Origin of the sequence: Streptomyces sp. NPDC001914 (assembly GCF_042891215.1) — a bacterium.
GTDB lineage: Bacteria > Actinomycetota > Actinomycetes > Streptomycetales > Streptomycetaceae > Streptomyces.
In genome coordinates, this window is the sequence record NZ_JBIASW010000003.1 from 177,626 (window position 1) to 202,618 (window position 24,993).

Consider the following 24,993-nt stretch of genomic DNA (forward strand, 5'->3'; position numbering starts at 1 on the left):
TCAGTCGGCCCCCTTCGCGTCCGCGGTGGCGAGGAGTTCGTCGAAGACCCGCTCCCAGGACGGCAGGGCGTGCGCGGACCGGTAGCGGCGCAGCGCGTCCAGCACGTCCAGCCGGACGCGCAGCCAGCCCGAGTTGGGGAAGTACTGCTCGATCATGTTCCGCCACACGTCCACCGGCATCCGGTACGACGTCTCCTTGTGCCAGGGCACGGGCTCGGCCCGGAAGCCGTCCCGGCCGGTGAACACCGTGCCGGAGAACAGCAGGAGCAGCGGGATCTCGCCGCGGGACAGCGCCCGGAAGTAGGACGCGGACGCGACCTCGGTGTCGTAGGTGCAGGGCACCGGGAGGTCGACCTCCGTCGATCCGGTGAACGCGGGGACCGTGATGGAGGTGTGGGCGAACTGGAGCGGCTTGAGCGTGCTGTTCCAGCGGCTCGGCTCACCGAACAGGTCGCCCAGCATGCCGACCTCCTCCGGATCGTACGACCGCCCGGCCGGCTCGATGCGGATCTGGCAGCGCAGGGCGACGGCGTGCACCGGCTGGTGGTCCGCCTCCTCGATGCGCAGGCCGAACAGCAGGGTTGGCCCGGCTCCGTACGGTTCGGGGCGCGCACCGGTGCAGGTGAACTGGAGATCGGTCACGGGGCGCCTCCGGAGTTCTCCGCGTCCCCGGAGTTCCGCACGCTCCTGGCGTCGTGCACGCTCCCTGCGTTCGCCGGCGGCCGGGCGGCCGCGGTGATCCGTGCCAGGAACTCCGCGATGTCCGCGCGCGCCTCGGCCCCGCCGTCGAAGCCCTTCCAGTGCAGCCGCATCCGTCCGACCAGTTCGTAGCAGACGTCGACCGGGACGAGCGTGCAGGTCACCGCCCCGCCCCGGCCGCGGTGCAGCAGCAGCGCCTCCACGTCGGGTTCCAGCAGCTCCGCCAGCCGGCTGCGGCCGAGCACCGCGTCCCACGTCGCCGGGTCGAGTTCGCTCTCGGTGGCGCCCGCGGGGCTCGGATAGAAGGCGGCGAGCCGGCCGAGCGCGGAGTTGCGGAAGAAGAAGGCGAGCGCGACGGGGATCTGCAGCCGGTTCCAGTCGGCCTCGTCCAGGACGAACCCGGGATCGGTGAGATAGCGGTCGGGGACCGCCCGGAAGCGGCCCTGTCCCGCGCCCGGCCGGGTGAACAGCAGATGGCAGGGCGGGCAGGAGCACTTCAGGGACCGCCGGGAGGTGTCGACGAGATGCCGGTGCTCCGTGGGCAGGGGCTCCCCGCACAGGTCGCAGCGCTCGCCCTCGGGCGGCGGCCGCCTGGTGAACTGTCTGAGGACGTCCGCGGTCATGGCCCCGCCCCCAGCAGCTCGCCGGGCAGCGCCACCCGCACCGAACCGTTCTCCTCCAGCAGCGGTACGGGATCCAGATGGCCCTGCTCGCCCCGGCCCGCCCGGCGGACGTCGAACGTGGCGCCGCAGCCCGCGCAGCGCAGCACGTCGCCGTCCAGGGCGGCGGGAGCGAGACCGGCCGCGCACAGGGGGCAGCGGTCTCGGTAGGCGTACAACTGTCCCGGCAGGCGGACCAGCAGCAGGGTGTGTCCCGCGATCTCGGTGATCCCGGTGGCGCCGTCGCCCACCGGCAGCGTGCGCGGCCCGAGTTCGTACCAGCGCGCCGTCCCGCCCGGGTCCGCGGACGGCGCCGCCTCGCCCGGGGCGTCGTCCGGGCGGTGCGGCAGGATCTGGAGCAGCGCCGGCTCGGGGCTCCCGGCCGCCATGCCCTCGACCTCGATGTGAGCGATCTCGGGGGCGATCCGGGCGACCGCCTCCTCGATGGTCCAGCGCACGGTCTGGGTGGAGGACGGACAGCCGTCGCAACTGCCGCGCAGTCTGAGGCGCAGTGTCGGACCGCCGGCCGCCTCCAGGTCGAGCCCGGCCACCTCCACGTCACCGGCATGCGAGCCGAGGTAGGGGCGGACCTTGTCGAGGGCCCGGCCCACCCGGGTCGCGGTGTCCTCGGGGTGCAGATCGTGCAGGATCAGCAGATCCCCGACGAGTTCGTCGGCGGTGAGGACGGCGAGGGGGTCCGCGCCGTCCGGGGCGGAGCGCAGCAGGCGTACGGTCCGGGCCAGGCCCTCGCCGTAGAACTCCATGAGGCAGCGCACCAGTTCGTCCGCGACATCGCGCGCCTCCGGTCCCGCCCGCTGCGCCAGCTCGTCGAGCAGGGCGCCTATCCGCTCGCCCGTCTCCTGTCCGGCCATCGGCAAGCCCCTCTCCTGAGGAAGGTCGACCGCGAGGAAGGTCGGATCGCGGTGAACAACGGGTCCCGGGAAGGTCAGCCGGCCAGTCCGCTCAGCCCCGTCGGCAGGTGCGTCTGCTCCACGGTCCTCCCGCCGCCGACGTACATGTGCACACCGCACGGCAGACAGGGGTCGAAGCTGCGGACGGCCCGCATGATGTCGATGCCCTTGAAGTTCTCGGGCGGGTTCTCCTCGAAGATGGGGGTGTTCTGCACCGCGTCCTCGTACGGGCCCGGTGTGCCGTAGGAGTCGCGGACACTGCCGTTCCACGGGGTCGGCGGGTACGGGTGGTAGTTGGCGATCTTGCCCTCCCTGATCACCATGTGGTGGGAGAGCACACCCCTGACCGCCTCGGTGAAGCCACAGCCGATGGACTCGTCCGGCACGTCGAACTTCTCCCAGGTCTGGGTCCGTCCGGCGCGTATCTCCTCCATCGCCTGTTCGGCGAAGTGCAGGGCGGCCGCGGCGGCGTACGCCTGGAAGTAGGTGCGGGCCCGGTTGCGTTCGAGGGCGTTGCTCCACTGCGGGATCTTCCACTCGAGCGCCATCTCCGGCTTGGTCATCGTGCGGGGCAGGTTGATCTGCACGCTGTGCCCGGTGGCCTTGATGTAACCGATGTCGACGAGTCCGGACAGCGCCGTGGACCACAGCCGGGCGATCGGGCCGCCGCCGGTGTCCAGGGCCAGGTAGTCGGTGCCGTCGAACCAGCGCGGTGACATCACCCAGCTGTACTTGTCCTCGAAGTCCCGCTTCTGCGGGGCCGGGATCGTGTGCTGGTTCCACGGGTGCCGCTCGTCGACCGGGTTGCCGAGCGGGTCCCGCTCCACGAACTTCTCCATGCCCGCCCAGTCCTCGTAGTACGAACTGCCGAGCAGGATGCGGATGCCGAGGTTGATGTCGAGGAGGCTGTTGGTGACCAGCTTGCCGTCCACGACGACGCCCGGGGTGACGAACATCCGCCGGCCCCAGTTCTCCATGTTGGCGTACTGGAAGTCGCAGTACTCCGGGTCGTTCAGCGCGCCCCAGCAGCCCAGCAGCACCCGGCGCCTGCCCACGTCCTCGTACCCGGGCAGGGCCTCGTAGAAGAAGTCGAAGAGGTCGTCGTGGAGCGGGACGACCCGCTTCATGAACTCCACGTAGCGGGTGAGCCGGGTCAGGTAGTCGGTGAAGAGCTGGATGGTCGCGACCGTGCCGACACCGCCCGGGTACAGCGTGGAGGGGTGCACGTGGCGTCCCTCCATCAGGCAGAACATCTCCCGGGTGTACCGGCTGACCTGGAGCGCCTCACGGTAGAACTCGCCCTCCAGCGGGTTGAGCGAGCGCATGATGTCGGCGATGGTGCGGTAGCCGTGGTCGGCCGCGTGCGGGGCCTCGGTGCGCTCGGCCTGTTCGAGCACGCCGGGGTTGGTCTCGCGGACCATCCGCTCGCAGTAGTCCACGCCGACCAGGTTCTCCTGGAAGATGTTGTGGTCGAACATGTACTCCGCGGCCTCACCGAGGTTGATGATCCACTCGCCGAGGTGCGGGGGAGCCACGCCGTACGCCATGTTCTGGGCGTAGACCGAGCAGGTGGCGTGGTTGTCGCCGCAGATGCCGCAGATCCTGCTGGTGATGAAGTGCGCGTCGCGCGGGTCCTTGCCGCGCATGAACACGCTGTACCCGCGGAAGACGGACGAGGTGCTGTAGCACTCCGCGACCCGCTTCGCCTTGAAGTCGATCTTGGTATGGATGCCGAGACTGCCGACGATGCGGGTGATCGGGTCCCACGACATCTCCGTGAGGCCGTCACCGGCCGGCTTGTTCGTCGCCGTCGCCATGGTGCCGCGCCACCTTCCTGTCGAGTGTCCTGCTCAGCGGGTAACCGTGGTCACCACGGGGCCTTGTAGCCGGTCGTGAGCTCCTCGCCCTTGCCGCGCCACTTCGGTTCCTTGTCGACGGTCTTCGCGGTGATGTTCCGCAGACGTCGTATGACGGATCCGTAGATCCCGCTCGCCGTCGCGGACACATGGCCGCCCGGCGGCTCGTCCATGAACGGCATGAACTTGTCGGGGAAGCCCGGCATGGTGCAGGCGATGCAGATCCCGCCGACGTTCGGGCAGCCGCCCACGCCGTTGATCCAGCCGCGCTTGGGCACGTTGCACTTGACCACCGGGCCCCAGCAGCCGAGTTTGACCAGGCACTCGGGGGATCCGTACTCGGTGGCGAACTGTCCCTGCTCGTAGTAGCCGGCGCGGTCGCAGCCCTCGTGGACCGTGGCCCCGAACAGCCAGGTCGGCCGCAGCTCCTCGTCCAGCGGGATCATGGGTGCCGCGCCCGCCGCCTGGTACAGCAGGTAGAGCAGGGTCTCGGAGGCGTTGTCCGGGTGCACGGGGCAGCCGGGGATGCAGACGATCGGAATGCCCGCCTTGGACTTCCACTCCCAGCCGAGGTAGTCCGGCACCCCCATGGCGCCGGTCGGGTTCCCGGCCATCGCGTGGATGCCGCCGTACGTCGCGCAGGTGCCGATGGCGACCACGGCGAGCGCCTTGGGGGTGAGCCGGTCCAGCCACTCGCTGGTGGTGATCGGCTGGCCCGTCTCCGGATCGTCGCCGAAGCCGCACCAGTACCCCTCGGGCTTGACCCGCTCGTTCGGGATGGACCCCTCGACGACCAGCACGAAGGGCTCGAGCTCGCCCCGGTCGGCCTTGAAGAACCATTCGACGAAATTGTCGGCGCCCTCCACGGGCCCGCACTCGAAGTCGATCAGCGGCCAGTGCACCGCCACCTTGGGCAGGCCCGGCAGCGCGCCGAGCGCCAGTTCCTCGATGCTCGGCTGGGTCGCGGCGGTCAGCGAGACCGAATCCCCGTCGCAGCTCAGCCCCGCGTTGATCCAGAGAATGTGGACGGTCGGGTCCTCCTGCGCGTCGTCCTGCGCGGTCGGGCCCGCCGTCGTCGCGGTCGGGGCGTCCATGAGCCCTCCAGGGATCAGCTCATTCGGGTCATAGCTGGCCAAACAGCCTTTCCCATGGTGACCGCCCGGGAGTGGTGGCGGTAAGTGCGAACGGGCCCTATCGCCACCTCGCACGCTCGCGCGACGTGTGCCTCGCGGCGACGGCGGGCCGTGTCGAGGCCGCTGAACGGCGCGAAATGTTCGCAAAATTGCTGGGTATTTTGTTAACAATCTTGTAGCGTGCGTGACGCCTTGGGCCCGAGGTGTCAGTGATCACTCGATACGCAACAACTCGATACGCAACAAGAGGAGACCCCATGCAGTGGCTCTCGGAATCCTCCGATCGAGCAGCCTCCACCCGTCCGGCGGGTGCGGGGGAGGGACGCGCCCCCGGCCGCGGGCGTCGGGTGCGGGGCATGGCGATAGCGGGCTCGCTCGCCCTGACGGCCTTCGCGGTGCCCTCGTCGGCGGTCGCGGACCAGGGGCGGACCGCGTCGCACGTTCACGCCGTGGACCCGGAGGACGCCGCTCTGGCCTTCGACGCCGGCGCCTACACGACGCTCACCGTCACCGTGGACGGCCGGCCGGTCAGGGTTCGTTCCTACAAGGAACTCTGTTACGTCGCCGACCCGGTCGCCGCGGCGGCGCAGCAGTCCGGCATCAACGGCTCCACCACCATCGCCAACACCCGCTGCGGCTACCAGAGCATGAACGTCTTCGTGCCCGAGAGCGCCTTCGACGACCAGCGCGCGCCGGTCTACTTCGCGGTGAACAACGGTGGCTGGATGGCCAGTTACATCAAGGCGAGCGTCACCGACGGCGCGACCTACAACAGTGCGACCAGTAACGTCGGCGCGGCGCTGAAGGCCGGGTACGTCTTCGTGGACGTCGCCAGCCGCAGCCGCGGCCTGGTCGGCGCCGACGGATCCTCACCGGGCAAGGCCCCCGCCGCGGTGGTCGACGCCAAGGCCGCGGTCCGCTACCTCCGCCTCAACGACGCCGCCATGCCCGGCAGCGCCGAGCGGATCGTCGTCAACGGCACCAGCGGTGGTGGCGCGCTGTCCTCGATCCTGGGCGCCTCGGGCAACAGCGCCGCCTACGACTCCCACCTCGCCGCGATCGGCGCGGCCGGCATCGACTCCAAGGGCCGCAGCACCCTGCGCGACGATGTGTTCGCGGTGAACGCGTACTGCCCGATCACCGACCTGGGCAACGCCGACACGGCCTACGAGTGGCTGTACAACGTCCTCGGCACCCGCGACGCGACCGGCTCGAACGCCACGCCCGAGGACGCCGCCGAGATCGCGCCCGCCTTCCCCGCGTACGAGAAGAGCCTCGGGCTCCGCAATACCGACGGATCCAGGCTCACCGCCGACGACATGCTCGACACGATCGAGAAGGAGGTCGTCCGCTCCGCCGAGGCCTACATGAAGGCCGACCCCGCCAACACCGTCCCGGCGCTCGGGGCCACCTTCGACATCAGGTCCGGCGGACCCGGCGGCTCCACCACGAAGTCGTACGTGAACGACTGGATCGACGTCGACAACGCGGCCGACAAGGTGCTGTCGGTCGACATGGCGAGGTACCTGACGTTCGTCGCCACCCAGGCCAGGCTGAAGACGACACCCGCCTTCGACGCCGTCGGTGTGCACGGGAACACGACCAGCGGGACCGAGACCAACCTCTTCGGCCCCTACACCCAGAAGTACATGAACTACACCGAGTGGAGCTGGAACCACAACGACGTCGCCGGGGACGGCAGCGGCACCGACGACACCGGGCTGACCTGGGACCAGTACACCCGCAGGAGGAGCACGACTCTCGACGACCAGATCCACCTGATCGACCCCATGGACTTCGTCGGCACGAGCGCCGACACCGCGCCGAACTGGTACGTCCGCAACGGCACGCGCGACCGGGACACCTCCTTCATCATCTCCATCAACCTGGACCGGGCGCTGGAGGCGGACAAGCAGGTCAAGAACGTCGACTACCGGCTCGCCTGGAACCAGCCGCACGCGGGCAACTACGACGTGCCCGAGGCCATGGCCTGGATCGCCCGGGTGGTCGGCGAGGCCGGCGACCCGCTCGCCGCTCCCCACCACGGGTCCGCCGCGCACTAGCGGACCGGCCGGACCGTGCGTTCCGGGGTCCCGTCCTGCGGGACGGGGCCCCGAGGCGGCCGGATGGACCACCGCACCGGCAGGAGGGGCACCGTCCCGGTAGGAGGGGCCACCGTGCCGGCGGGGGAGGACGTCATGTCGACCCGGACGGCCCCGCGGTGGCCGGACGGGCCCGTACCGGCCGGAGTCGTCGGTCCGGCCGTTCGCTAGTCGGTACCCGGCCCCTCGCCGAGCGCCGGTCCGCCGTCCGCCGGGAGCGGTTCTCCCCGGTTCATCTGGATCACCACGTACGCCTCCCCGTCCCCGGGTGGCCGGGTCCACGAACGGGTGGTGAACGTGTGCAGCCGCCCGACCCGGATCGCGTGACGCGGCAGATGGACGCCGAACTCCGCGGCCACCGCTTCCAGCAGCCGCCGTTCCGTCCCGGCGCTGTCCTCCGGGCCGCCGAAGAACCGGTCCGGGTCCAGCGCCTCCGGTATCTCCCCGCTCCGCCGCCGCACCTCTCCGCCCGCGTACGTGAACGCGTACACCTCTGCACCGTGCCGGGCCACCGAGAGGTGGAAGAACGGATCTCCGTGCCGCGCCCCGAGGTCGCTCCACACCACCACCGCCCCGGTGCCCCCGGCCGCACCCGCAGCGGGGGAGACGAACCGCCGCCCGTCGAAGGGGGCGGGGTCGCCGTCGTAGGCGAAGCTCCAGCCGTTCCCCGCCCGGCCGACCGCCATCAGGGCCTTGTCGTCGTACGAGGAGAACTCCCGCTTGTCGCGCAGCGATCTGACGCGTGCCTCCCAAAGGGTCAGGGGTTCGGCCAGCCCGGGGCCGTCGTCCGCCAGACGTCCGGGCAGCTCCCGCGGCTCCACGCCCTCCACCAGGACGAACCTGTAGGGCCTGTGGCTGTCCCCCTGCTCCGGCTCCGCGAGCCACGCCAGACCTCCCGGGTCGAGGCCCGGCGTCGGATCCGGTGCCTCACCGACCCCGCCGCCCCGCGGGGTGGACAACAGCTCGCGGCCCCGCTCCGGAGTCAGCAGCGGCCCGAGCACGGGATCCGCCACCCACCCCAGCGGTGCCAGATGGTCGGGTCCCGACGGCTCCCACAGGGGCACGGCGTCCCGCAGCGTGCGCCACGCCCCGTCGGTGTCCCCCCACCGCGCCAGCTCCCGTGCCCGCTCGACCGCCTCCCCGAACGGTCCGTCCGGTGCGTAGCGGTAGGTGCCGCTCCTGACCTGGTCCAGCGTCGCGTAGGCCAGCGACACCAGGTCGTCGTCGGCACCGCGCAGGTGGAACTTCAGCGTGGAGTCGTCCCAGTTCGAGTTCGCCGCGTGCTCGGCGACCAGAGGCGGCAGCAGGTCGGGCGCGTACCGAGGGTCCGTCACCAGGTCCTCGAAATACACCATGTAGGTGTGGCCGAGCAGGCGCCGCAGCTGGTCACCCAGACCGGCTGCCCGGGGCCTGCCGTACCTCCTGGCCTCGTCCAGCGCCGCCACGGCCCGCTCCCAGTCGCCGTCCCGTGCCTCCCGCCGTGCCTCCGCCACGCGCGCGTCCTGCTCCCGTGTCGTGTCGTTGGCGAACGCCGGCTTCGCGTCACGCGACCGCAGGCTGTGGAACTCCCGGTGCATGTCGCGCATGAACTCGACGAAGCTCGCGTGCCGTTCGGGCGCCTCGGCCCGCCAGCTCGCCCACGTGTACACGGCCCACTCGCCGTCCTCGTCCACGTCCTCGGGATCCATGAGGACGTAGGTGGCGTCGGACTCCACGTCGAGCTGCAGTCCGCGCCGCCAGATGTCCACCTCGCGCCGCTCCTCGGGCCCGGCGTCCTCCTCCAGATACTCCTCGAACGACTCCCCGAGTCCCGACGCGTCGTTGTGCCAGTCGGCGTGCTCCGTGCCCGCCAGCCGCCACACGAACCCGCCCGCGTGCCGCCAGCCGTCGGTGACCTCGAGGAACTCCCTGTACGACGGGGGCATGCGCCGGCCCAGGCGCTCCTCCATGGCCGCGATCCGTTCCCCGGATGCGGGCGGGAACCCCAGCCAGCGCGCCTGCCGGGCGTCTTCGTCCTCGGCCCGCGTGTCGTCCTCGGACAGGGAATCCGCCCACTCTCCGCTCCACGTGAGCAGGAAGGGCCGCCAGGCGAACGTCGTGGTCTCGGTCATGTGTCCGATGCTGTCACCCGCCACTGACAGTGCCCCTCCGCACGCCGCCGGTGACGCGGGCCCCGGGCGCCCGTCGGCCGCCGACTAAGGCCACCGTCATGCCATTTGGGAGATATGACCGAATTGCCCATCGACGTGGCGGACGTCACTGAATGGGGCTCGATCCGCCCAACTCGGCTGCGGGACATGAATTTCTCCTGAGGAATGGTGCGCCCCGACGCCGGTCAGGTACTTGCGGATCGAGTTCACCTCCCGCAGAGTCCATGTCCGTTCAGTCCGCCATTGCCCACCTGCTTTTACGTGGCACACCCGTGCCGCATGGGGGCGAAAGGTCACGCGTACATGCCAATGAATCGCACAACTGATATTCGTAGACACCGTCGCCCCCGTGCCATGAGAACGAAACTGGGTGTGCTCGCGGTCGCCACCACCGCGCTCGCCGGAGGCGTCCTCACGCAAACGTCCCAGGCGGAGGCGTCCACCCCCGGCGTCGTGGTCGATTCCCTTTCCGTGTCGGCGGTCTCGAACGGACAATCCAAAGCGACGGCCACGGTCCACAGCGCCAAAACGATCAAACTGCAGGCGCTGACCGTCGCCGTGCGGTCCGCCAACGGCGGCAACTTCGACTTTCCCGGCGCCACGGCACCCACTCTGGGAACCCGGCCCACGGCATTCACCTCGGGCTCCCGGGCATTCCCCGCCGGCACCTATACGTATTACGTGGCATACAAGTTCCACGACCGCTGGCACAGCGTCTCTCCGGTGAAATCCTTCACCGCGGGCTCCACGAGCGGCACCGGCGCCCCCGTGACGCCGACGCCGACCGCGACGCCGACATCCACGCCGGCGTCGACCCCGTCGTCCACTCCGGCGTCGACTCCGGCCTCGACGCCGACCCCCAGCGCTTCGTCGTCCGCGCCGTCCACGGGTGCCATGCCCGTCGGTATCGGCGGCACGTGGCATCAGGTGTTCGGCGACGAATTCAACGGAACGAGTCTCGACGGTTCCAAGTGGAACGCGAACTGGTTCGGTTGTTCCGGATGTGTCACCAAGCCGGTGAACTCCGCCGAGGCGTCCGCCTATTCCCCGTCGCAGGTCTCTGTCGCCGGCGGCGCGCTGCACCTCAATCTCAAGCAGCAGTCGACCACCGTCGCCGGCAAGACGTACCCCTACGTTTCCGGTCTGGTGAACAGCAACGGAAAGGCCCAGTTCACCTACGGCGCTTTCGAGGCCCGTATCTACACGCCTTCGTCCGGGTCGCAGATGGCCAACTGGCCCCAGTTCTGGGCGGACGGACAGAACTGGCCGACGGACGGCGAGCTGGACGTCATGGAAGGTCTGGGCGGCTCCGCCTGTTATCACTTCCATTCCACGGCGGGCGGACCCGGTGGCTGCGCCTCCGGCAATTACTCCGGTGGCTGGCACACCTTCGGCGCCGAATGGAAGCAGGGTTCCGTCACGTACTACTACGACGGAAAGCAGGTCGGTCAGATCACTTCCGGGATCACTTCTTCCCCGATGTATCTTATCCTCAACAACGGCATCAACCCCGATCACAGCGGAACCAACGTGGCTCCCGCCGACATGACGGTCGACTACGTGAGGGTCTGGCAGCACTGATGTGAGGGTCCGGCAGTACCGAACCCCACCGTCGCGCCCGGGCGCCGACCGCTCCACGCGGCCGGCGCCCGGGCGCGTCGGGGCTCAACGACCCCCGGCCGGGCCGGAGCGCAGCAGACGCCAGGTCACCAGCGCCGTGAACCGGACCGTCTCGGCCGCGGCCGGCAGCAGGTCGTCCCGGCAGAGCCACGCCCGTTCGGTCGGCCGCTCGTTCAGGAGGTCGGGCGGCAGCCGGCGTTCATGCCGCAGCCACGCGGCCACCGAAGCGAAGTCCAACTGGCCGGCGACGAAGACCCGCCCCTCGACCTGGGCACCCTCCGGCACGGTCCGGCCGGTCAGGTCCAGATGCATGGCGCGGACGACGTCGACGCCGTGGACGTTCTCGAACAGGCGGAACTGGGCGCCGGTGCGCGGGTTGAAGTCGACGAGCTTGTACTGCCCGTCGCGACGGTCGTAGCGCCAGTCGAGGTCCGCGAGTCCGCTGTACCCGATGCGGCGGCACAGCCGCTCCGCGAGTCCCGCCAGTTCGGAGTTGCGCAGCGCCACCGCGCGGGCGGTCATGCCCGCGTACGGAGGCCAGGAACGCAGTTTCAGTCCGGTGAACAGGGCGCGTGGCACACCGCCCGCGCCGGAGTAGATGTGGGTGATCCAGTCCTCGGCCTGTTGCCGGGGGATGTACTCCTGCACGAGGACGGGCGGCGGGGCGGCCCGCGGGAAGCGGTCGAGCAGCGCCCGCTCATGGGGCACCACGGTCGTGGTGCCGCTGACGGCCGGAGTGCGGAGCCGGCTGAACGGCGCCAGGTTCTTCAGCACCAGCGGATAGCCGAGCTCGCGGCCCGCGTCGACCAGTTCGTCACGGCTCGTGGGCGCCCGTGACGACGGCGAGGGGACGCCGATCTCCGTGCAGATGCGGTGCAGGCTCGCCTTGCAGGCCAGCAGCCGCGGCAGATGGGCCGGCACGGACGGGATCAGGAAGCACTCCCTCAGCCGCTGCGCGTACTCCGCGAGCACGATCGCCGCCTCGTCGTCGGTCGGCACCGCCACGCACCGGGCGCCGATCCTGCGGCCGATGGACAGCAGGCCGTCCGCGAGCCGTTCCGGTTCCTCACGGCCGGTCGTGGGCCACACGAACCCGCTCGTGAGGTGACGGGAGAGGGCGACCGGGGTGAAGCGGTCCTCGACGACGGCGTGGACCGGGACGCCCAGCCGCCCGACCGAGCGCACGACGCCCAGACTGCCGTGGTGCAGCGGATAGTTGCCGATCCGGGCGAGGAGTACGGGCACCTCGTTGTCCAGCAAGAAGACCACCCGTCGCTCTCCGGGAAGCTTCTCCCAAAAGGAACTAATATGGATGAAGCTTGTAGATCACCTCATAAGTGACAGAGCGCCCGTCATCATTATCCCCGGCAAACGCGGGTCGCGCCGCTGGCGGCCCGGCGAGGTCTCGTATGAAGACACCCGCCAAGATGTCCTCGCTCACCGGCTTGCTGCCCCTGTACTTCCCCCGGGCGCTGGCCGGTCTCGACGACCGCCTCCGGGCCCACTGGCTCGTACGCGGTGCGGGACCCGGGGACATCACCGTGGTCCGGCGGCCCTCGCTGCCCAAGGCCGGCCTGCTGATGTTCGAGCTGCGGCGGGGCGCGGGAAGCCTGGTGGTCAAACACCCGAGGAACGAGGCCGGGGCCGCCGTCACCGCCCGGGAGCGGGAAGTCCTCCAGGAACTCGACGCCGATGCCCGGCTGGCTCCCTGGCGCTCCCTCCTGCCCCGGGTCGTCGGCTCGCCCGGGCCCGCCGGGACCTTCGCCCAGAGCACGCTCCGGGGCGTCCCGGCGGAGCGACTGGTCCTGGACACACCCGAGGACGCCCCCGCGATCGTGGCGCCCGCCCTGCGCCTGCTGGCGGATCTGCGGGCCGCCACCGGACGACGCCGCGCGGCCGCCGACCGGGCCCCCGCCTGGTGCGCGTCGCAGCTCGCGGATCTCGCCGCCGGAATGCCCCGCTACCGCTCCGGCCGGCGAGCGGCCGAATTCGAGGCCCTGCGCCACCGGCTGGACGCGGCCCTGGCCGGTGCCGTCCTCACCGAGGGCTGGACCCACGGCGACTACCACCCCGGCAACGTGCTGCTCGGCCGCGTCCCCCTCCAGGTCACCGGTGTCTTCGACTGGAGCAGCGGCCGCGCCGACGGGCCGTGCGAGATCGACGCCTACTCCTTCGTGGTGGCCCTGCGCGCCACCCTCACCGGCCGTCCGCTGGGCGGTCTGGTCGCCGAGACCCTGCGCGCGGGCCGGGTACCGGACGCCGACCGCGCCCTGCTCGCGCTGGCCGGCCTGGACCCGGACCACGACGTCGCCGACCCGGTGGCGATTCCCCTGCTGAGCTGGCTGTGGCACGTGGCGAACAACGTGCGCAAATCACCGAGGTTCGGCCACAGCTACGGGTGGCTCGCCCACACGGTGGCACCCGTGCTCGACGAATGCGCCCGATGGGCCGGAACGCGGCGGTGACGGCGTCGGCACCGCGCGAGACCGAAGGGGACGACCATGCCCATGAACACCGGCTTCAGCGTCCGGCACGGAGCCGCCGGGAGCGGGGGCACCCGTGATTCCCTGCGGCGGCCGCCCACGGTCGTCATCGGGGCGGGCCCCTACGGCCTCGCCACGGCCGCCTGGCTGAGCGCGGCGGGGACCCCCCGACGGGTGTTCGGTGAACCCATGGAGTCCTGGCACACCAACATGCCCATGGGCATGTATCTGAAGTCCGTGCCCGCCGCCTCCTCCATCTCCGCGCCGGAGTCCGGATACCGCCTGGAGGACTTCCGTGCCGCGCGGGGACTCGGACGGGTCGGCGACCGCTACCCCATCCCCGTGGAGGAGATGATCGCCTACGGACGGTGGTTCCAGGAGCGCCGTGTGCCGGAACTGGAACGTCAGGGCGTCCAGGGTGTCGAGCACGTGGACGGGCTGTTCGGCGTCACGCTGGACTCGGGGGAGGAGTTCCTCGCCGAGAACGTGGTGATGGCCACCGGACAGGTCCCGTTCGCCCACGAGCCCGCGGACCTGTCCGGCCGGCTCCCCGGGGAACTGGTCTCCCACACCAGTCGGCACCGTGATCTCTCCCGGTTCTCGGGGCAGCGGGTGGCCGTCCTCGGAGCGGGACAGTCGGCGCTGGAGAGCGCCGCGCTGCTGCACGAGGCCGGAGCCCTCCCCACCGTGATCGTCCGCGCGCCGTCAGTCGCGTTCGGCAGCCCGCCCGACACCGACCGGCCGTCCGACCGGCCGCGTCCGGTCCGGCTGCTGAAGCCGGGTTCGCCGCTCGGCCCCGGCTGGTCACTGCTGGCGTGCTGCCACGGCGGCGGCGCCATCCGCCGGCTGCCGCAGGGGCTGCGGACGCGGCTCGTGCACGACGTGCTCGGACCGTCCGGCGGCTGGTGGCTGCGGCCCCGGATGGACGACATCCCCGTGCTGTGCGGCCGCAGGGTCCGCTCCGCGGAGGACGAGGACGGCGTGGTGCGCCTGGACGTCGTCGACGCCGACGGGCGGACGAGGCTGCTGCGGGCCGACCATCTGCTGCTGGCCACCGGGTACCGGGTGGACGTCGACCGGCTCCGCATCCTGGCACCCCGGCTCCGCCGGGAGATCTGGACGGTCCACGGCGCGCCCCGGCTGTCGTCCGGCTTCGAGTCCACCGTGCCCGGCCTGTACTTCACCGGACTGGCCGCGGCTCCCACCTTCGGTCCCGTGCTGAGGTTCGTCGCCGGCACCGGATTCGCCGCGCGCCGCGTGGCCCGCTCCGTCGCGGCCGGGGCGCGCACCCGCCGATGACGGCCCGAGGCGTGGTGCTCGGTGCGCTCATGCTGCTGCTCGTGGCATGCGGCGCGGGCGGACCGGCGCCCGGAACCACCTCCGGAACCGCGACGCCCCGGCCCCCGGCGCAGGGCGACTGGCGCCTGGTCTTCCACGACGACTTCGACGGCTCACGACTCGACAAGAACCGCTGGACCACGTGCTACGACTGGAACGAGGACGGCTGCACGATCAGCACCAACCACGAACTGGAGTGGTACCAGCCCGGTCAGGTCTCCGTGAGCGGGGGCAAGGTGAGCCTCGACGCCGAGCGCCGGACCATCCGCGGCAGCGACGGAAAGGACTACCCCTGGGTGTCCGGCATGATCTCCACCGGCCGCGACAACTGGTACGCCCAGCCGCGGAAGACCTTCACCTACGGCTACTTCGAGGCGGCGATCCGCATTCCGTCGCAGGGCGGGATGTCACCGGAGTTCTGGATGATGCCCGCGAGCCGCTACACCCCGCCCGAGATCGACATCGTGGAGTTCCTCGGCACCACGCGGACGGCGTCGATGTTCGTGCACTGGCGGAACGCCGAGGGCCAGGAGAGGAAACAGAAGGGGACCTTCACCTCGGACGGTTTCCCCGACCGCTACCACGTCTTCGGGCTGCTGTGGGAGAAGGACCGGCTCGTGTGGTACGTGGACGGGGTCGAACGGTTCCGGGTGAGCGAGCCCGAGCGCATTCCCCACGAGCCCATGGAGGTCATCCTCAACCTGGCCGTCGGCCTTCCCTACACCCCGCCTCCGGGAACCGACTCCGCGCGCATGCTCGTCGACTGGGTCCGGGTCTGGCAGCGTTGACGTGACGTCAGCGGGATCTTCCGCCCGGGGTCCTGCCGAGAGCCGAGCCGGGTGAGTCGGGCGGGAGCCGAGCCGGGTGAGTCAGGCGGGTATCGCCCGGTACGGCAGGCCGGTCACCGCTCGCGCCCGGCGGTAGGCTCGCCAGCCCCTCGTCCGCAGCCCCTCGGCGAACGGTGCCACAGGGGCCCCCTCACCGCTGGTCCAGAGCGCGAAGCGGTCCCGGCCGGTGTCGGCCCGGACCATGAGCCGGGCGAACCGCAGGGAGTCGTCCCCCTCCGAACTGAAGGCGGAGGCCGCTCGGATGGCGGCGGCCGACGTCCAGCCGGCCTCCCGCACCAGCGCGCGCACGGTACGGCTGGAATAGCCGTGCGGGTAGGCGAACGAGTCGACACCGTGCCCGAGTTCGTCCTCGATCCGCCGCTTGCAGCCTTCCACCTCCTCCCGAGCCGACGCCCGCGGCAGGGTGTCCAGCTGCGGATGGGTCTCGGTGTGACCGCCGATCTCGACGCCGGCCCTGTCCAGCTCCCGGACCTGGTCCCAGGTGAGCGTCGCCACGGACGGGAACGGGCCCCGGCCCGAGGGCTCCAGGGCGCCCGTCGTCACGTACAGGGTGGCGGGAAGTCCCCGTGCGGCGAGCAGGGGAGCCACCGTCGAGGCGAAGTCCGCGTACCCGTCGTCGAAGGTCAGCACCGCGGACCGCCGTGGCACCGGAGGTCCGCCCGCCTGTGCCGCGACCAGCCGCCGCAGCGGGATCACGTGCAGTCCGCTGCCGGCGATCATGTCCAGCTGCTCGACGAACGTGCGCGGACCGACCGTGAACTGCGCCAGCCACGACGGCGAGTCGTCCGACACCGCGTGATAGAGGAAGACGGGCACGACGCTCATGACCCACCCAGCGGACGGACCGACCCGACCAGGTAACCGGTGACGGTCGCGCCGACACCCCCGGACAGCGCCCCGATCGTGCGCAGCGCGCCGGGGCGCCGGATCCGGCTCAGGTTGCGGGCGAGGGCCCGCGGGATGACCGACCGCACGTACACGCGCTCGTTGGACAGCGCCGGTCCGCTGCCGCAGCGCCGCGCCACCAGCGCCTTGGACAGTCCCTCGATGTAGCACCGGTTGCGGAAGTACGCCCAGCTCGTACGGGATGCGGGGACCCGGTGCCGTATCTCGGCCCTCGGCTCGTACAGCAGGACGGCCTCCGGGTCGCGGGCGGCGATCCGCAGACACAGGTCGGTCTCGTCGCAACTCGCCGCCGGACGGCTGCCCACGCGTCCGAGGGCGTCGAGGAAGCCGCCGACGGCGATGAGTTCACTGCGACGGAAGGACATGTTGGCGCCGATGAAGTTGCGGACGCGGGCGGCCCGCAGCGGCTGGCCGCGGTAGGAGCAGCCCACCACCCAGTCGAACTCCGGCGGGAACCACGCCGGGCGCTCGGTGGCCCACCAGGGCCGGACGAAACCGCCGACACCCCGCACGCGAGGGTCGCCGTACGGCGCCAGCAGACGGCCCGTCCAGCCCGGTTCCGCGGTGGCGTCGTCGTCGAGGAAGGCCACCACCTCGGCGTGGGAGACCTCCACTCCGGTGTTGCGGCCCCCCGACAGACCGCGGCGCCGCCGGTTGGGCACCACGTGGACGCCGGACAGCTCCCGCTCGGCCCGCTCCAGCAGGCTCTGGTTGTGGTCGACCACCAGCACCACCTCGTCGGCGGGCGGGTCCTGGACCAGGACCGACGCGATCGCGGCCCGCAGGTCCTCCCAGCGGTCCAGGGTGTAGGCGCAGATGACGACCGCCAGGGTGGGGACGGTGCGTTCGGTGGACAAGGCGCTGTTCATGATGAGCCTTCGGAGACGGGGACGAGCCAGCGGGACCGGGACACGAGCAGGAAGCCGGCGATCAGGCACTGGGTGACGAGCCAGGCGACGCCCGCGCCCACGAGGCCGATCTCCGGCAGCAGGAGATGGGTGAGTCCGAGCACGAGGACGCACATGGCGACCTGCAGCCACACCGCCCAGCGCAGCCGTCGCTGCGCCCGGGCCACGTCGATGGCCACGCTCAGCAGCAGGTTCGGCAGTGCGGACAGCGCCAGCAGCCGCAACAGCGTGCTGCCCTCGGCGGCGTACGAGGCACCGAAGATCGACAGGATCTGCGGGGCCGCGGCGACCAGGACGACGGTGACGGCGCCGAGCAGCAGACCCGAGTGGCGCAGGACGCGCAGCGAGTGCTCCACGAGCCGTTCGGGCCCGCGCACGGATTCGGCGAGCAGCGACGTTCCCATGTTGCGGGCGATCAGGTAGGGGACGTAGGCGACGCCCCAGGCGACCGAGTAGAAGGCGCTCTGCTCGGCACCGCAGTTGTTCAGCACGATCAGCGGGACCACGGTGTATCCGGCGACCCGGAACAGCGAGCCGACGTAGTCGGCCGTGGCGTACCCGAGCATGCGGGGCGGGGGCGGCGCGGTGTTCGTCTCCCGCTCGTGCCGGGGAAGGCCCCGGCGCATCAGGACGGAGTTGGCCACGATCAGTGAGACCACCAGGGCTCCCGCCCATGACAGGAGAATCCCGGAGAAGAAGCCGAGGGCGGCGCCGAGGCCGAGCAGCAGTATCTTCACCACGGCGAAGATCAGGTTCTCGCCCACGACCCAGCCCGGCATCCGGACGGCGGTGAGCGCGCCGTCCTGCAGGACGAAGACGGCGTAGCCGGCGGTCGCCACCACGAAGCAGGTCGCGGTGACCGGAGTCAGCAGGAAGCCGAGCCTGGGCGAGATCACCGGCACCAGCGCGAGGAACACCAGGGCCACCACCACGCTGAAGGCCGTGCTCGCCGCGTAGCAGGTGAGGACCAGACGGCGGCTGCGGCGGCCTGCGGTCGGCACGAACCGCACCAGGAAGTCGTTCAGGTTGAGCTGCCCGATGCCGGTGAGGAGGAGGGACGCCATGAGTGCCGAGTAGCTCAGGCCCACGGTCCGCTCGTCGTACCAGTGCGTCGCGAAGGTCCAGAAGAAGAAGCCGAGGCCGGCGTTGACGAGGGAACTCACCGCGAGAACGTGTCCCGTGCGCAGCACGGGCTCGCCCGGGAGCACGGCGGCGACCCCGGCGCGCAGCCGGTCCAGGGGGCGTCGACGGAGGCCGGCGCCGCGCGCGGCCGAGTCGGTCACCGGACTGGTGTCCAAGCCGCTCACCTCATCATCGGGCACCGGCGCCGGCGCCGGTGAGACGTCCGCGGAGATAGCCGCAGGGGCCGTACACCATGCCCCGGAGCTCCAGGAGCGCCAGCTGCCGGGACCAGCCGGCCTCGGGATCGGCGCCGCGGGCGTGTGATCTGGTCATGGCGTACCGGATGCCGCGGGGCAGTCGCCGCAGCAGGGCGGGCAGCCGGCGGGGGTGGCGCAGCAGCGCGCCGGTGAGATAGGCGCCGAGACCGGCGCCGTAGCCGAAGGCCTGCGCGGCCACGGCGTCCCCCGTGCGGCGATGACAGTGCCAGATGATGGCACTCGGCTGGTAGGCGAGGGTGTGACCGGCCGTCAGGATCTCGAAGAAGGCGAGCAGATCGTCACCGCCGCGGCCGGGTGTCCCGGCACCGGTGGCGGCGTCGAAGCCGCCCAGGGCGCGCAGCGCGTCGGTACGGAACGCCATGTTGGCGCCGGAGCCGAAGCGGCCCGCGGTGAACGGGAACAGCGGGTCTCCCGGCGGATCGGACAGGGACCAGGTGCGCGGGACGTACCCCTTCGCGAAACCGCCCTGCCGTTCGAGCGCGTTCTGGGCCGGGGTTTCCAGCTCCGCGGGCACGATCAGGCCGGTGACACACCCGATCCGTGGGTCGCGGGCGAACGTACCGGCCAGCGCAGGCAGCCATCCGGGGTCGACGAGCGTGTCGTCGTCCGTGAAGGCGACGACGGATCCGCGGACCCGGGCGAGCCCCCTGTTGTGGGCGCGGGCCAGCCCGGCGACGGGTTCACGGACGTAGCGGACCCGTCCGGCGAACTCCTCGCGGATCAGGGCTTCCGTCGCGCCGTCGGACGGGGCGTTGTCGACCACGATGACCTCGAACGCCGGGTAGGTCGAGCGCAGCAGCGAGCGAAGACAGTGGCGCAGTTTCCCGGGCCGGTCGCGTGTGGCCACGACGACGCTGATGGCGGGCGCCTGCTGGAGCGCGGGATGCCGGACGCCACCGCCGGAGGTCTCGGCGCGGTCCACGGCGCGGAGCCGGGTGAGCTGTTCGGCCAGTTCCACGTGCGCCGTCTCGGCCAGCGCCCGCCACAGACCGTCGGGTCCGGCGGCGCCCGCGGCGCTGACCATGCCGAGAGGGCGACCATACAGTCGTACGAGTGCGCGGGCCTGTCGCTGCGGCCGGGTCGGCCCCCGGTCGCCGGGCAGCCGGAACTCGCCCGGACGGGCCAGGTCGATGTCGACCACCGGCACCGGGGGCCGGACGAGAGGGGAGCCGACCGCCGCGGCGGTCACGACGCGCTCCTCTCCGGCCGTGCGGAGGAGGTGCGGGCGGAGGAGGACCGGGCGGAGGACGACCGGGCGCCCGGACGCTCCGAGAACAGGGTGCGCAGCACCCGGCGCCCGTCGGATATGGCGTGCAGGTTCGAGCAGCCGCTGCGCCGGGGCAGTTCCAGGCTGGGGACCTCGGCGATGCGCAGGCCGGAGCGCAGGGCGTGCACGATCATCTCGGCCTCGATCTCGAAACCGACGGCGTGCAGGTCGAGCTGGTCGAGGAAGCTGCGCCGGAAGGCGCAGAAGCCGTAGCACAGGTCGGTCAGGCACGCGTCGTACAGCCGGTTGGCGGCGAGCAGGAGCACGTGGTTGCCCATCTTGCGGATGGGGGTGATGTCGAGCGAGCCGCCACCCGCGACGAACCTCGACCCCTTGACGAAGTCGTAGCCGTGGTCGAGGAAGTGCACGAAGTGGGGGATCTCCGCCGGTGACATGCTGCCGTCGGCGTCCATCATCACGACGTAGTCGCCCTTGGCCGCGAGGAAGCCGGTTCGCAGGGCGTTGCCCTTGCCGGGGCCGCTCTGCCGCACGTTGCGCACGGTCGGCAGGCAGTGCTGCGCCATGGGGACCGTGGCGTCGGTCGAGTCCCCGTCGACGAGGATGACCTCGTCCACGCAGGCGGGGATCTGATCGAAGACCCACGCGATGTTGCGCGCCTCGTTGAGGGCCGGGACGACCAGACTGACGGTGCCGTGTGCCTCGGCCTCTCGCTGGTCACTGAGAATCGGGTCGTTGTACATGATCATGCATCTCCGAGTACGACGCCTACGGTATACGTTTACAACGTATATCTACACTTTCACCCGATTTGTGGGAGACGTCAAGGCGGCGACCAGGCTTTTTCGGAGGGCAAGGCTCCGCCCCCGCCGGGCGGGCGGGGGCGGAGCCGGTGTTACGGGCGGGCAGCACCGCCGCCTCATGGGCGGCGTGGCGGCTGCCGGGAGGGGTCGTGTGGCGGTGTCACTCCGGGGCCGGCGGCTGGGACCGGCCGTTGTCGACAGGCTGGGACCCACCGGTGTTGCCGGGCTCGGACCGACTGGTGTTGCCGTGCTCGGACCGACCGGTGTCGACCGGCTGGGGCAGGCTGGAGTCGGCAGGCTCCGGTCGGTCGGTGTCGGCCGGTGCGGACCCGCCGTTGTCGGCCGTCCGTGAGCCCGTGTCGGGGGCGGCTCGTGGCGCGCGGCGAAGCCGTCCGTCGTGCCTGGGCAGCAGGGCGAGGACGGAGGTGACGGCGGCCAGCGCGAGCAGCGCCCGGGTGACGCCGAACGCGTCGAGCAGGAACAGCGGTTCCACGACGAGCACCGCGATCGACACGCTGAGCGTCGGGGTCAGTACGCCCGTCTCCAGAAGCACCGTGCGGTCCCTGACGCGTGCGGCACCCGGACGGGCCCACCGGGAGGCCGCCAGGCCGGGACAGACGAGCAGGAACGCCGTCGCCACCACCCCGCGCAGGACCAGGGCGTCCGGCAGGAGGGTGACCACCATCAGCGTCACCCAGCCGGACAGCGCGAGTCCCCAGCGCAGGGAGGTCATGGCCCCCTCAGCTCTTCGTGCCCTGGTACCGGTAGACCACCGCGTCCTTGGTGCGGAAGACGGGGATGTAGTCCGGGTTCTTCGACAGGGCCGTCTCCATGCGCTGCACGGTGTCGGCGGGCAGGACCCCCGTCTGGTAGAGGTCGGCCGCCTGGGCCCGGCTCAGGATGATGTAGGCGGGCTGCTGCGGACTGGCATCCGGGAGGAACCCCTCCAGCCCCTTCACCGGATCCTTCACCAGCCGCCGCCGGTCCTCGATGTCCTGCTGGTCGAACTCCACCATGGGGTTGTCGTCGTAGCGCAGGTACAGGCCGGGCACGGCCGAGGTCAGGGAGACGACCGTGGACCCGGGGGGAGAGGTGGCCGCGACGAAGCGTGCGGCCGCCACCTCGTCCTTCGTGAAGTAGTTCGATGATTCCTTGCCGTAGTAGCCGAACATGAGTCCCCCGAGCAGGGCGAGGAGCACCGGACAGGCGGCCAGTACCTGAAGGCGCGGCCGGCTGCCCCGTTCGAGGAGCAGGACCGCGATCAGCAGCGAGGCCGCGGGGAGCGCGAAGAGGTACGCGCGGAAGATCATCTCTCCGCCGTAGGCGTTCGCCGCCAGCACCGGCAGCGGAGCCACCACGAGCAGGGCCAGGCTGGTGCGGCGGACCCAGGGCCGGGCCAGGAAGGCGAGGGCCGCCAGGACGAACACCGCGGCGGACAGCCCCCGGTCGACCCAGGCCACCACGACATGACCCGGGGCCGCGGTGCCGAGGGCGGCGAGCCCGGAGACGACGTTGGTGTCGGGTTTGAGCAGTGAGCCCATGAAGTCGTTCAGATTGTCCGCGATGTAGGGGCGGGCGACGGTGGCGTCCCAGACCACGGCCAGCAGCGTGGTCCCGGCCAGGACGGGCAGCACGACCCGCCGGTTGCGCCGCGGGAACGACAGCACCACCAGCGCGCTGATCAGCATGAGCGGTGTCAGCGGGTGCGAGGAGATGATGACGGCCGCGAGCACCATGACCAGCACGAACCGGCCGACGGGCCATCGGCCCGTGGGGATGTCGGCCGCCCGGGTGTCGCCCGTACGGATGTAGCGCGCGTCGCCCCTGCGATGGAGTACCGAAGTGGGCAACTGCCCCATGACCAGGGCCATCACCGTCACGAAGAGCAGGAACGCGAAGGCCTGGGGGGCGAAGTAGTCCTGCCCCACCCAGGAGCACGAGTAGTAGATCCACGCCGCCCCCCAGATCAGCCGTCGGTCACGCGTCACCGTCCGGTAGAGCAGCAGCAGGGGTGCGAGCAGTACGGCGTTGAAGACGGGCGGGGTCCAGGTCGCGTAACCGAGCGCAGAATGCAGGCCGGTGGCCTGCAGGAAGAACGCGTTGAGGTCGAAGAACCCGGGCCACTGGTTGTAGATGGCGAGCTTGCCCGCGTGGGGTACGTCGCCCTGGTGGCGGATCACCGCGTCGGTCACGGCGACGTGTTTCCAGGCCCAGCTGTAGCGCAGCGTCGGGTAGAGCAGCGTGGGTGTCGCGTGGATGACGGCGATCAGCCCCAGGACGTAGCCCGCGAACCATCCACCGGCCGTGCGCCGGTCGCTCAGAAGCAGGCAGAAGCCGAGGACGAGCAGTCCGAGGGCGACCCAGAAGAGAACCGGCAGCACCTGCAGCAGGCCGTAGTCGCGCATCCCGGCCAGGTGTACGTGGCGCAGCGACAGCAGCCAGAGGACGAGGGCCACGGGAAGCAGGAGGCGCGCCGTCCACTGGCGTGCCGGGGTCGGACCGGAGGGACGCCGCTCCCCGGCGGCGGTACCCGGCCGCCGCGCCACGGCGCTGGTGAAGGACGTCATGCGCCCGTTCGTCAGCGTCTGGAGCTTGCCCATGAAGAGGTCTCCCGGAGAACCGGTGCTCCGACGACGATCCCCGTCACGCGGCACACCGGCTCCTCAAAAGAACCCGCCACCCTCCCATCGCGACCGACGGGGGCGTTGACTCGACGCATCTGGCACCTTCCGGATCCGGCCTGTCGGTTCCCCCGTCCCGGCGAACGGCCATCCGTGACACCGGCTGACGGCACTCCCGCTCGTCGGTCCACATCAGTACACGATGCCGACCGATAAGAGATATTGGTACTGATTGTGACGGTATTTCCGATCGCTGCAAGTGGCGACGCGCGGGGATCACGCACGGCGCGCGTCGAAGTCGTGTCCTGCGGGAGAGTCGAACGGTGCCCGTCGGGAGAGCCGAAACGGTGCTCGGAGGGAGAGCCGAAACGGTGCTCGGAGGGAGAGCGGAAACGGTGCCCGTGAGGAGAGCGGTGAAGCCACGCACGCGAGGCGTACGACCGGGAACGGGGCATCGCCTGACGAGGGGGCTCCTCGCCTGGGCGGCCGTCGTGGTGACGCTTCTGGCCACAGCGGGTTGCGACCAGGCGGCCGGGTCGGGGATTCCCCGTCCGGACCACATCGTCGTGGTGATCGAGGGGGACCAGTCCTACGACGCCGTCATCGGAAGCCCGGATGCCCCGTACCTCAACCAACTGGCCCACAAGGGCGCCTCACTCACCCAGTTCTACGCCCTCACCCGTCCGAGCCAGCCGAACTTCCTGGCGCTGTTCTCGGGCTCCTTCCTGGGCGTCGACGACGACTCCTGTCCGCACGCGCTCACCTCGCGGAACCTCGGCTCTCAACTCCTCCAGGCAGGCAAGAGCTTCGTGGGCTATGCGCAGAGCATGCCCCGTGTGGGCTTCACCGGCTGTTCCAGCGGTGCCTACGTGCGCCGGCACAACCCCTGGGTGAACTTCGACAACCTGCCCGCGTCCGCCAACCGCCCGTGGACCGACTTCCCCCGCGACTTCACGGATCTGCCGACGGTCGCCTTCGTCGTCCCGGACCTCGATCACGACATGCACGGCGGTCGTGTGCGGGAGGGCGACACCTGGCTGCGGGACAGCCTCGGGGCCTACGCGGACTGGGCCATGACCCACAACAGCCTGCTGGTCGTCACCTGGGACGAGGACGACGGGCAAGGCCCCAACCACATCCCCACCGTACTGGTGGGTGAGCACGTCCGGCCGGGCGACGACGATCAGCCGAACAATCAGTTCGGGTTGCTGCGCATGCTCGTGGACGCGTACGACCTCAAGCCCTTGCACCACAGCGCCGACTCGGAACCCGTCGACGTGTGGGACGACGACTGAGACGCCGACGACCCGGACGCCGACACGTGACGAGGC

The 24,993-nt window shown here is 71.0% G+C and carries 20 protein-coding genes; 6 read left to right on the forward strand and 14 right to left on the reverse strand.

Annotated features, from left to right (window positions below; genetic code table 11):
• The 5 genes from ACFYYF_RS10095 to ACFYYF_RS10115 form a co-directional block, all read right to left on the reverse strand.
• Complete coding sequence (locus ACFYYF_RS10095) at window positions 1-642, reverse strand: DUF6084 family protein (protein WP_361694138.1); 642 nt, start codon at window positions 640-642, stop codon at window positions 1-3.
• Complete coding sequence (locus tag ACFYYF_RS10100) at window positions 639-1,322, reverse strand: DUF5947 family protein (protein WP_388773324.1); 684 nt, start codon at window positions 1,320-1,322, stop codon at window positions 639-641. The genes ACFYYF_RS10095 and ACFYYF_RS10100 overlap by 4 nt, the downstream gene beginning before the upstream one ends.
• Window positions 1,319-2,230 carry a NifU family protein gene (locus ACFYYF_RS10105; RefSeq protein ID WP_388773326.1) on the reverse strand — a complete coding sequence of 304 codons (912 nt, stop codon included), beginning with the start codon at window positions 2,228-2,230 and terminating at the stop codon, window positions 1,319-1,321. The genes ACFYYF_RS10100 and ACFYYF_RS10105 overlap by 4 nt, the downstream gene beginning before the upstream one ends.
• 74 nt (window positions 2,231-2,304) lie before the next feature.
• Window positions 2,305-4,086, reverse strand: a complete 1,782-nt coding sequence (locus ACFYYF_RS10110) for a nickel-dependent hydrogenase large subunit (protein WP_361694132.1) — start codon at window positions 4,084-4,086, stop codon at window positions 2,305-2,307.
• A 50-nt stretch (window positions 4,087-4,136) separates the two neighbouring features.
• The gene (locus tag ACFYYF_RS10115; RefSeq protein WP_388773329.1) at window positions 4,137-5,219 is read right to left on the reverse strand and encodes a hydrogenase expression protein HypE; all 1,083 of its coding nucleotides are present in this window, start codon (window positions 5,217-5,219) and stop codon (window positions 4,137-4,139) included.
• Between the two features lie 395 nt (window positions 5,220-5,614).
• On the opposite strand from ACFYYF_RS10115, the gene ACFYYF_RS10120 reads away from it, so the two are divergent.
• Window positions 5,615-7,321: a subtype B tannase gene (locus tag ACFYYF_RS10120; protein ID WP_388773332.1), complete on the forward strand. Its 1,707-nt coding sequence runs from the start codon at window positions 5,615-5,617 to the stop codon at window positions 7,319-7,321.
• A gap of 206 nt (window positions 7,322-7,527) precedes the next feature.
• Here ACFYYF_RS10120 and ACFYYF_RS10125 read toward each other — a convergent pair whose 3' ends face one another.
• On the reverse strand, window positions 7,528-9,471 hold the full coding sequence (locus ACFYYF_RS10125) for an SMI1/KNR4 family protein (protein WP_388773335.1): 1,944 nt from the start codon (window positions 9,469-9,471) through the stop codon (window positions 7,528-7,530).
• A gap of 393 nt (window positions 9,472-9,864) precedes the next feature.
• On the opposite strand from ACFYYF_RS10125, the gene ACFYYF_RS10130 reads away from it, so the two are divergent.
• Window positions 9,865-11,091, forward strand: a complete 1,227-nt coding sequence (locus tag ACFYYF_RS10130; RefSeq protein ID WP_388773338.1) for a family 16 glycosylhydrolase — start codon at window positions 9,865-9,867, stop codon at window positions 11,089-11,091.
• A gap of 84 nt (window positions 11,092-11,175) precedes the next feature.
• Here ACFYYF_RS10130 and ACFYYF_RS10135 read toward each other — a convergent pair whose 3' ends face one another.
• Window positions 11,176-12,399, reverse strand: a complete 1,224-nt coding sequence (locus ACFYYF_RS10135) for an ATP-grasp domain-containing protein (protein WP_388773340.1) — start codon at window positions 12,397-12,399, stop codon at window positions 11,176-11,178.
• A 140-nt stretch (window positions 12,400-12,539) separates the two neighbouring features.
• Here ACFYYF_RS10135 and ACFYYF_RS10140 point away from each other — a divergent pair, with 140 nt between their 5' ends.
• The 3 genes from ACFYYF_RS10140 to ACFYYF_RS10150 are packed head-to-tail and all read left to right on the forward strand — an operon-like array spanning window position 12,540 to window position 15,739.
• Entirely contained in the window at window positions 12,540-13,595 is a 1,056-nt protein-coding gene (locus tag ACFYYF_RS10140) for a phosphotransferase family protein (RefSeq protein WP_388773342.1), read from the forward strand.
• A 36-nt stretch (window positions 13,596-13,631) separates the two neighbouring features.
• On the forward strand, window positions 13,632-14,912 hold the full coding sequence (locus tag ACFYYF_RS10145) for an NAD(P)-binding domain-containing protein (protein WP_388773345.1): 1,281 nt from the start codon (window positions 13,632-13,634) through the stop codon (window positions 14,910-14,912).
• Window positions 14,909-15,739 (forward strand): family 16 glycosylhydrolase, encoded by an 831-nt coding sequence (locus tag ACFYYF_RS10150; RefSeq protein WP_388773347.1) that lies wholly within the window; start codon window positions 14,909-14,911, stop codon window positions 15,737-15,739. The genes ACFYYF_RS10145 and ACFYYF_RS10150 overlap by 4 nt, the downstream gene beginning before the upstream one ends.
• Window positions 15,740-15,820: 81 nt before the next feature.
• Here the strand turns inward: ACFYYF_RS10150 and ACFYYF_RS10155 are convergent, their stop codons facing one another.
• From ACFYYF_RS10155 to ACFYYF_RS10185, 7 genes are all read right to left on the reverse strand, one after another.
• The gene (locus tag ACFYYF_RS10155; protein WP_388773349.1) at window positions 15,821-16,624 is read right to left on the reverse strand and encodes a polysaccharide deacetylase family protein; all 804 of its coding nucleotides are present in this window, start codon (window positions 16,622-16,624) and stop codon (window positions 15,821-15,823) included.
• Window positions 16,621-17,574, reverse strand: a complete 954-nt coding sequence (locus ACFYYF_RS10160) for a glycosyltransferase family 2 protein (protein ID WP_388773352.1) — start codon at window positions 17,572-17,574, stop codon at window positions 16,621-16,623. The genes ACFYYF_RS10155 and ACFYYF_RS10160 overlap by 4 nt, the downstream gene beginning before the upstream one ends.
• On the reverse strand, window positions 17,571-18,911 hold the full coding sequence (locus ACFYYF_RS10165; protein ID WP_388773355.1) for a lipopolysaccharide biosynthesis protein: 1,341 nt from the start codon (window positions 18,909-18,911) through the stop codon (window positions 17,571-17,573). The genes ACFYYF_RS10160 and ACFYYF_RS10165 overlap by 4 nt, the downstream gene beginning before the upstream one ends.
• Before the next feature lie 13 nt (window positions 18,912-18,924).
• Window positions 18,925-20,202 (reverse strand): glycosyltransferase family 2 protein, encoded by a 1,278-nt coding sequence (locus ACFYYF_RS10170; RefSeq protein WP_388773357.1) that lies wholly within the window; start codon window positions 20,200-20,202, stop codon window positions 18,925-18,927.
• Window positions 20,199-20,987: a glycosyltransferase family 2 protein gene (locus ACFYYF_RS10175; RefSeq protein ID WP_388773360.1), complete on the reverse strand. Its 789-nt coding sequence runs from the start codon at window positions 20,985-20,987 to the stop codon at window positions 20,199-20,201. Before ACFYYF_RS10175 ends, ACFYYF_RS10170 begins: the two co-directional genes overlap by 4 nt.
• Window positions 20,988-21,201: 214 nt before the next feature.
• Entirely contained in the window at window positions 21,202-21,774 is a 573-nt protein-coding gene (locus ACFYYF_RS10180; protein ID WP_388773363.1) for a hypothetical protein, read from the reverse strand.
• Window positions 21,775-21,781: 7 nt separating this feature from the next.
• The gene (locus tag ACFYYF_RS10185; RefSeq protein WP_388773365.1) at window positions 21,782-23,641 is read right to left on the reverse strand and encodes a glycosyltransferase; all 1,860 of its coding nucleotides are present in this window, start codon (window positions 23,639-23,641) and stop codon (window positions 21,782-21,784) included.
• A 434-nt stretch (window positions 23,642-24,075) separates the two neighbouring features.
• Here ACFYYF_RS10185 and ACFYYF_RS10190 point away from each other — a divergent pair, with 434 nt between their 5' ends.
• Window positions 24,076-24,957, forward strand: coding sequence for an alkaline phosphatase family protein (locus ACFYYF_RS10190; protein ID WP_388773368.1), 882 nt, complete (start codon window positions 24,076-24,078; stop codon window positions 24,955-24,957).
• The last annotated feature ends 36 nt before the right edge of the window (window positions 24,958-24,993 follow it).

Coding starts and splice junctions, on each gene's coding strand:
- ACFYYF_RS10100 (WP_388773324.1), bottom strand. CDS start 1,322: ATGACCGCGGACGTCCTCAGACAGTTCACCAGGCGGCCGCCGCCCGAG.
- ACFYYF_RS10105 (WP_388773326.1), bottom strand. CDS start 2,230: ATGGCCGGACAGGAGACGGGCGAGCGGATAGGCGCCCTGCTCGACGAG.
- ACFYYF_RS10110 (WP_361694132.1), bottom strand. CDS start 4,086: ATGGCGACGGCGACGAACAAGCCGGCCGGTGACGGCCTCACGGAGATG.
- ACFYYF_RS10115 (WP_388773329.1), bottom strand. CDS start 5,219: ATGGACGCCCCGACCGCGACGACGGCGGGCCCGACCGCGCAGGACGAC.
- ACFYYF_RS10120 (WP_388773332.1), top strand. CDS start 5,615: ATGGCGATAGCGGGCTCGCTCGCCCTGACGGCCTTCGCGGTGCCCTCG.
- ACFYYF_RS10125 (WP_388773335.1), bottom strand. CDS start 9,471: ATGACCGAGACCACGACGTTCGCCTGGCGGCCCTTCCTGCTCACGTGG.
- ACFYYF_RS10130 (WP_388773338.1), top strand. CDS start 9,865: ATGAGAACGAAACTGGGTGTGCTCGCGGTCGCCACCACCGCGCTCGCC.
- ACFYYF_RS10140 (WP_388773342.1), top strand. CDS start 12,540: ATGAAGACACCCGCCAAGATGTCCTCGCTCACCGGCTTGCTGCCCCTG.
- ACFYYF_RS10145 (WP_388773345.1), top strand. CDS start 13,632: ATGCCCATGAACACCGGCTTCAGCGTCCGGCACGGAGCCGCCGGGAGC.
- ACFYYF_RS10150 (WP_388773347.1), top strand. CDS start 14,909: ATGACGGCCCGAGGCGTGGTGCTCGGTGCGCTCATGCTGCTGCTCGTG.
- ACFYYF_RS10155 (WP_388773349.1), bottom strand. CDS start 16,624: ATGAGCGTCGTGCCCGTCTTCCTCTATCACGCGGTGTCGGACGACTCG.
- ACFYYF_RS10160 (WP_388773352.1), bottom strand. CDS start 17,574: ATGAACAGCGCCTTGTCCACCGAACGCACCGTCCCCACCCTGGCGGTC.
- ACFYYF_RS10175 (WP_388773360.1), bottom strand. CDS start 20,987: ATGATCATGTACAACGACCCGATTCTCAGTGACCAGCGAGAGGCCGAG.
- ACFYYF_RS10180 (WP_388773363.1), bottom strand. CDS start 21,774: ATGACCTCCCTGCGCTGGGGACTCGCGCTGTCCGGCTGGGTGACGCTG.
- ACFYYF_RS10185 (WP_388773365.1), bottom strand. CDS start 23,641: ATGGGCAAGCTCCAGACGCTGACGAACGGGCGCATGACGTCCTTCACC.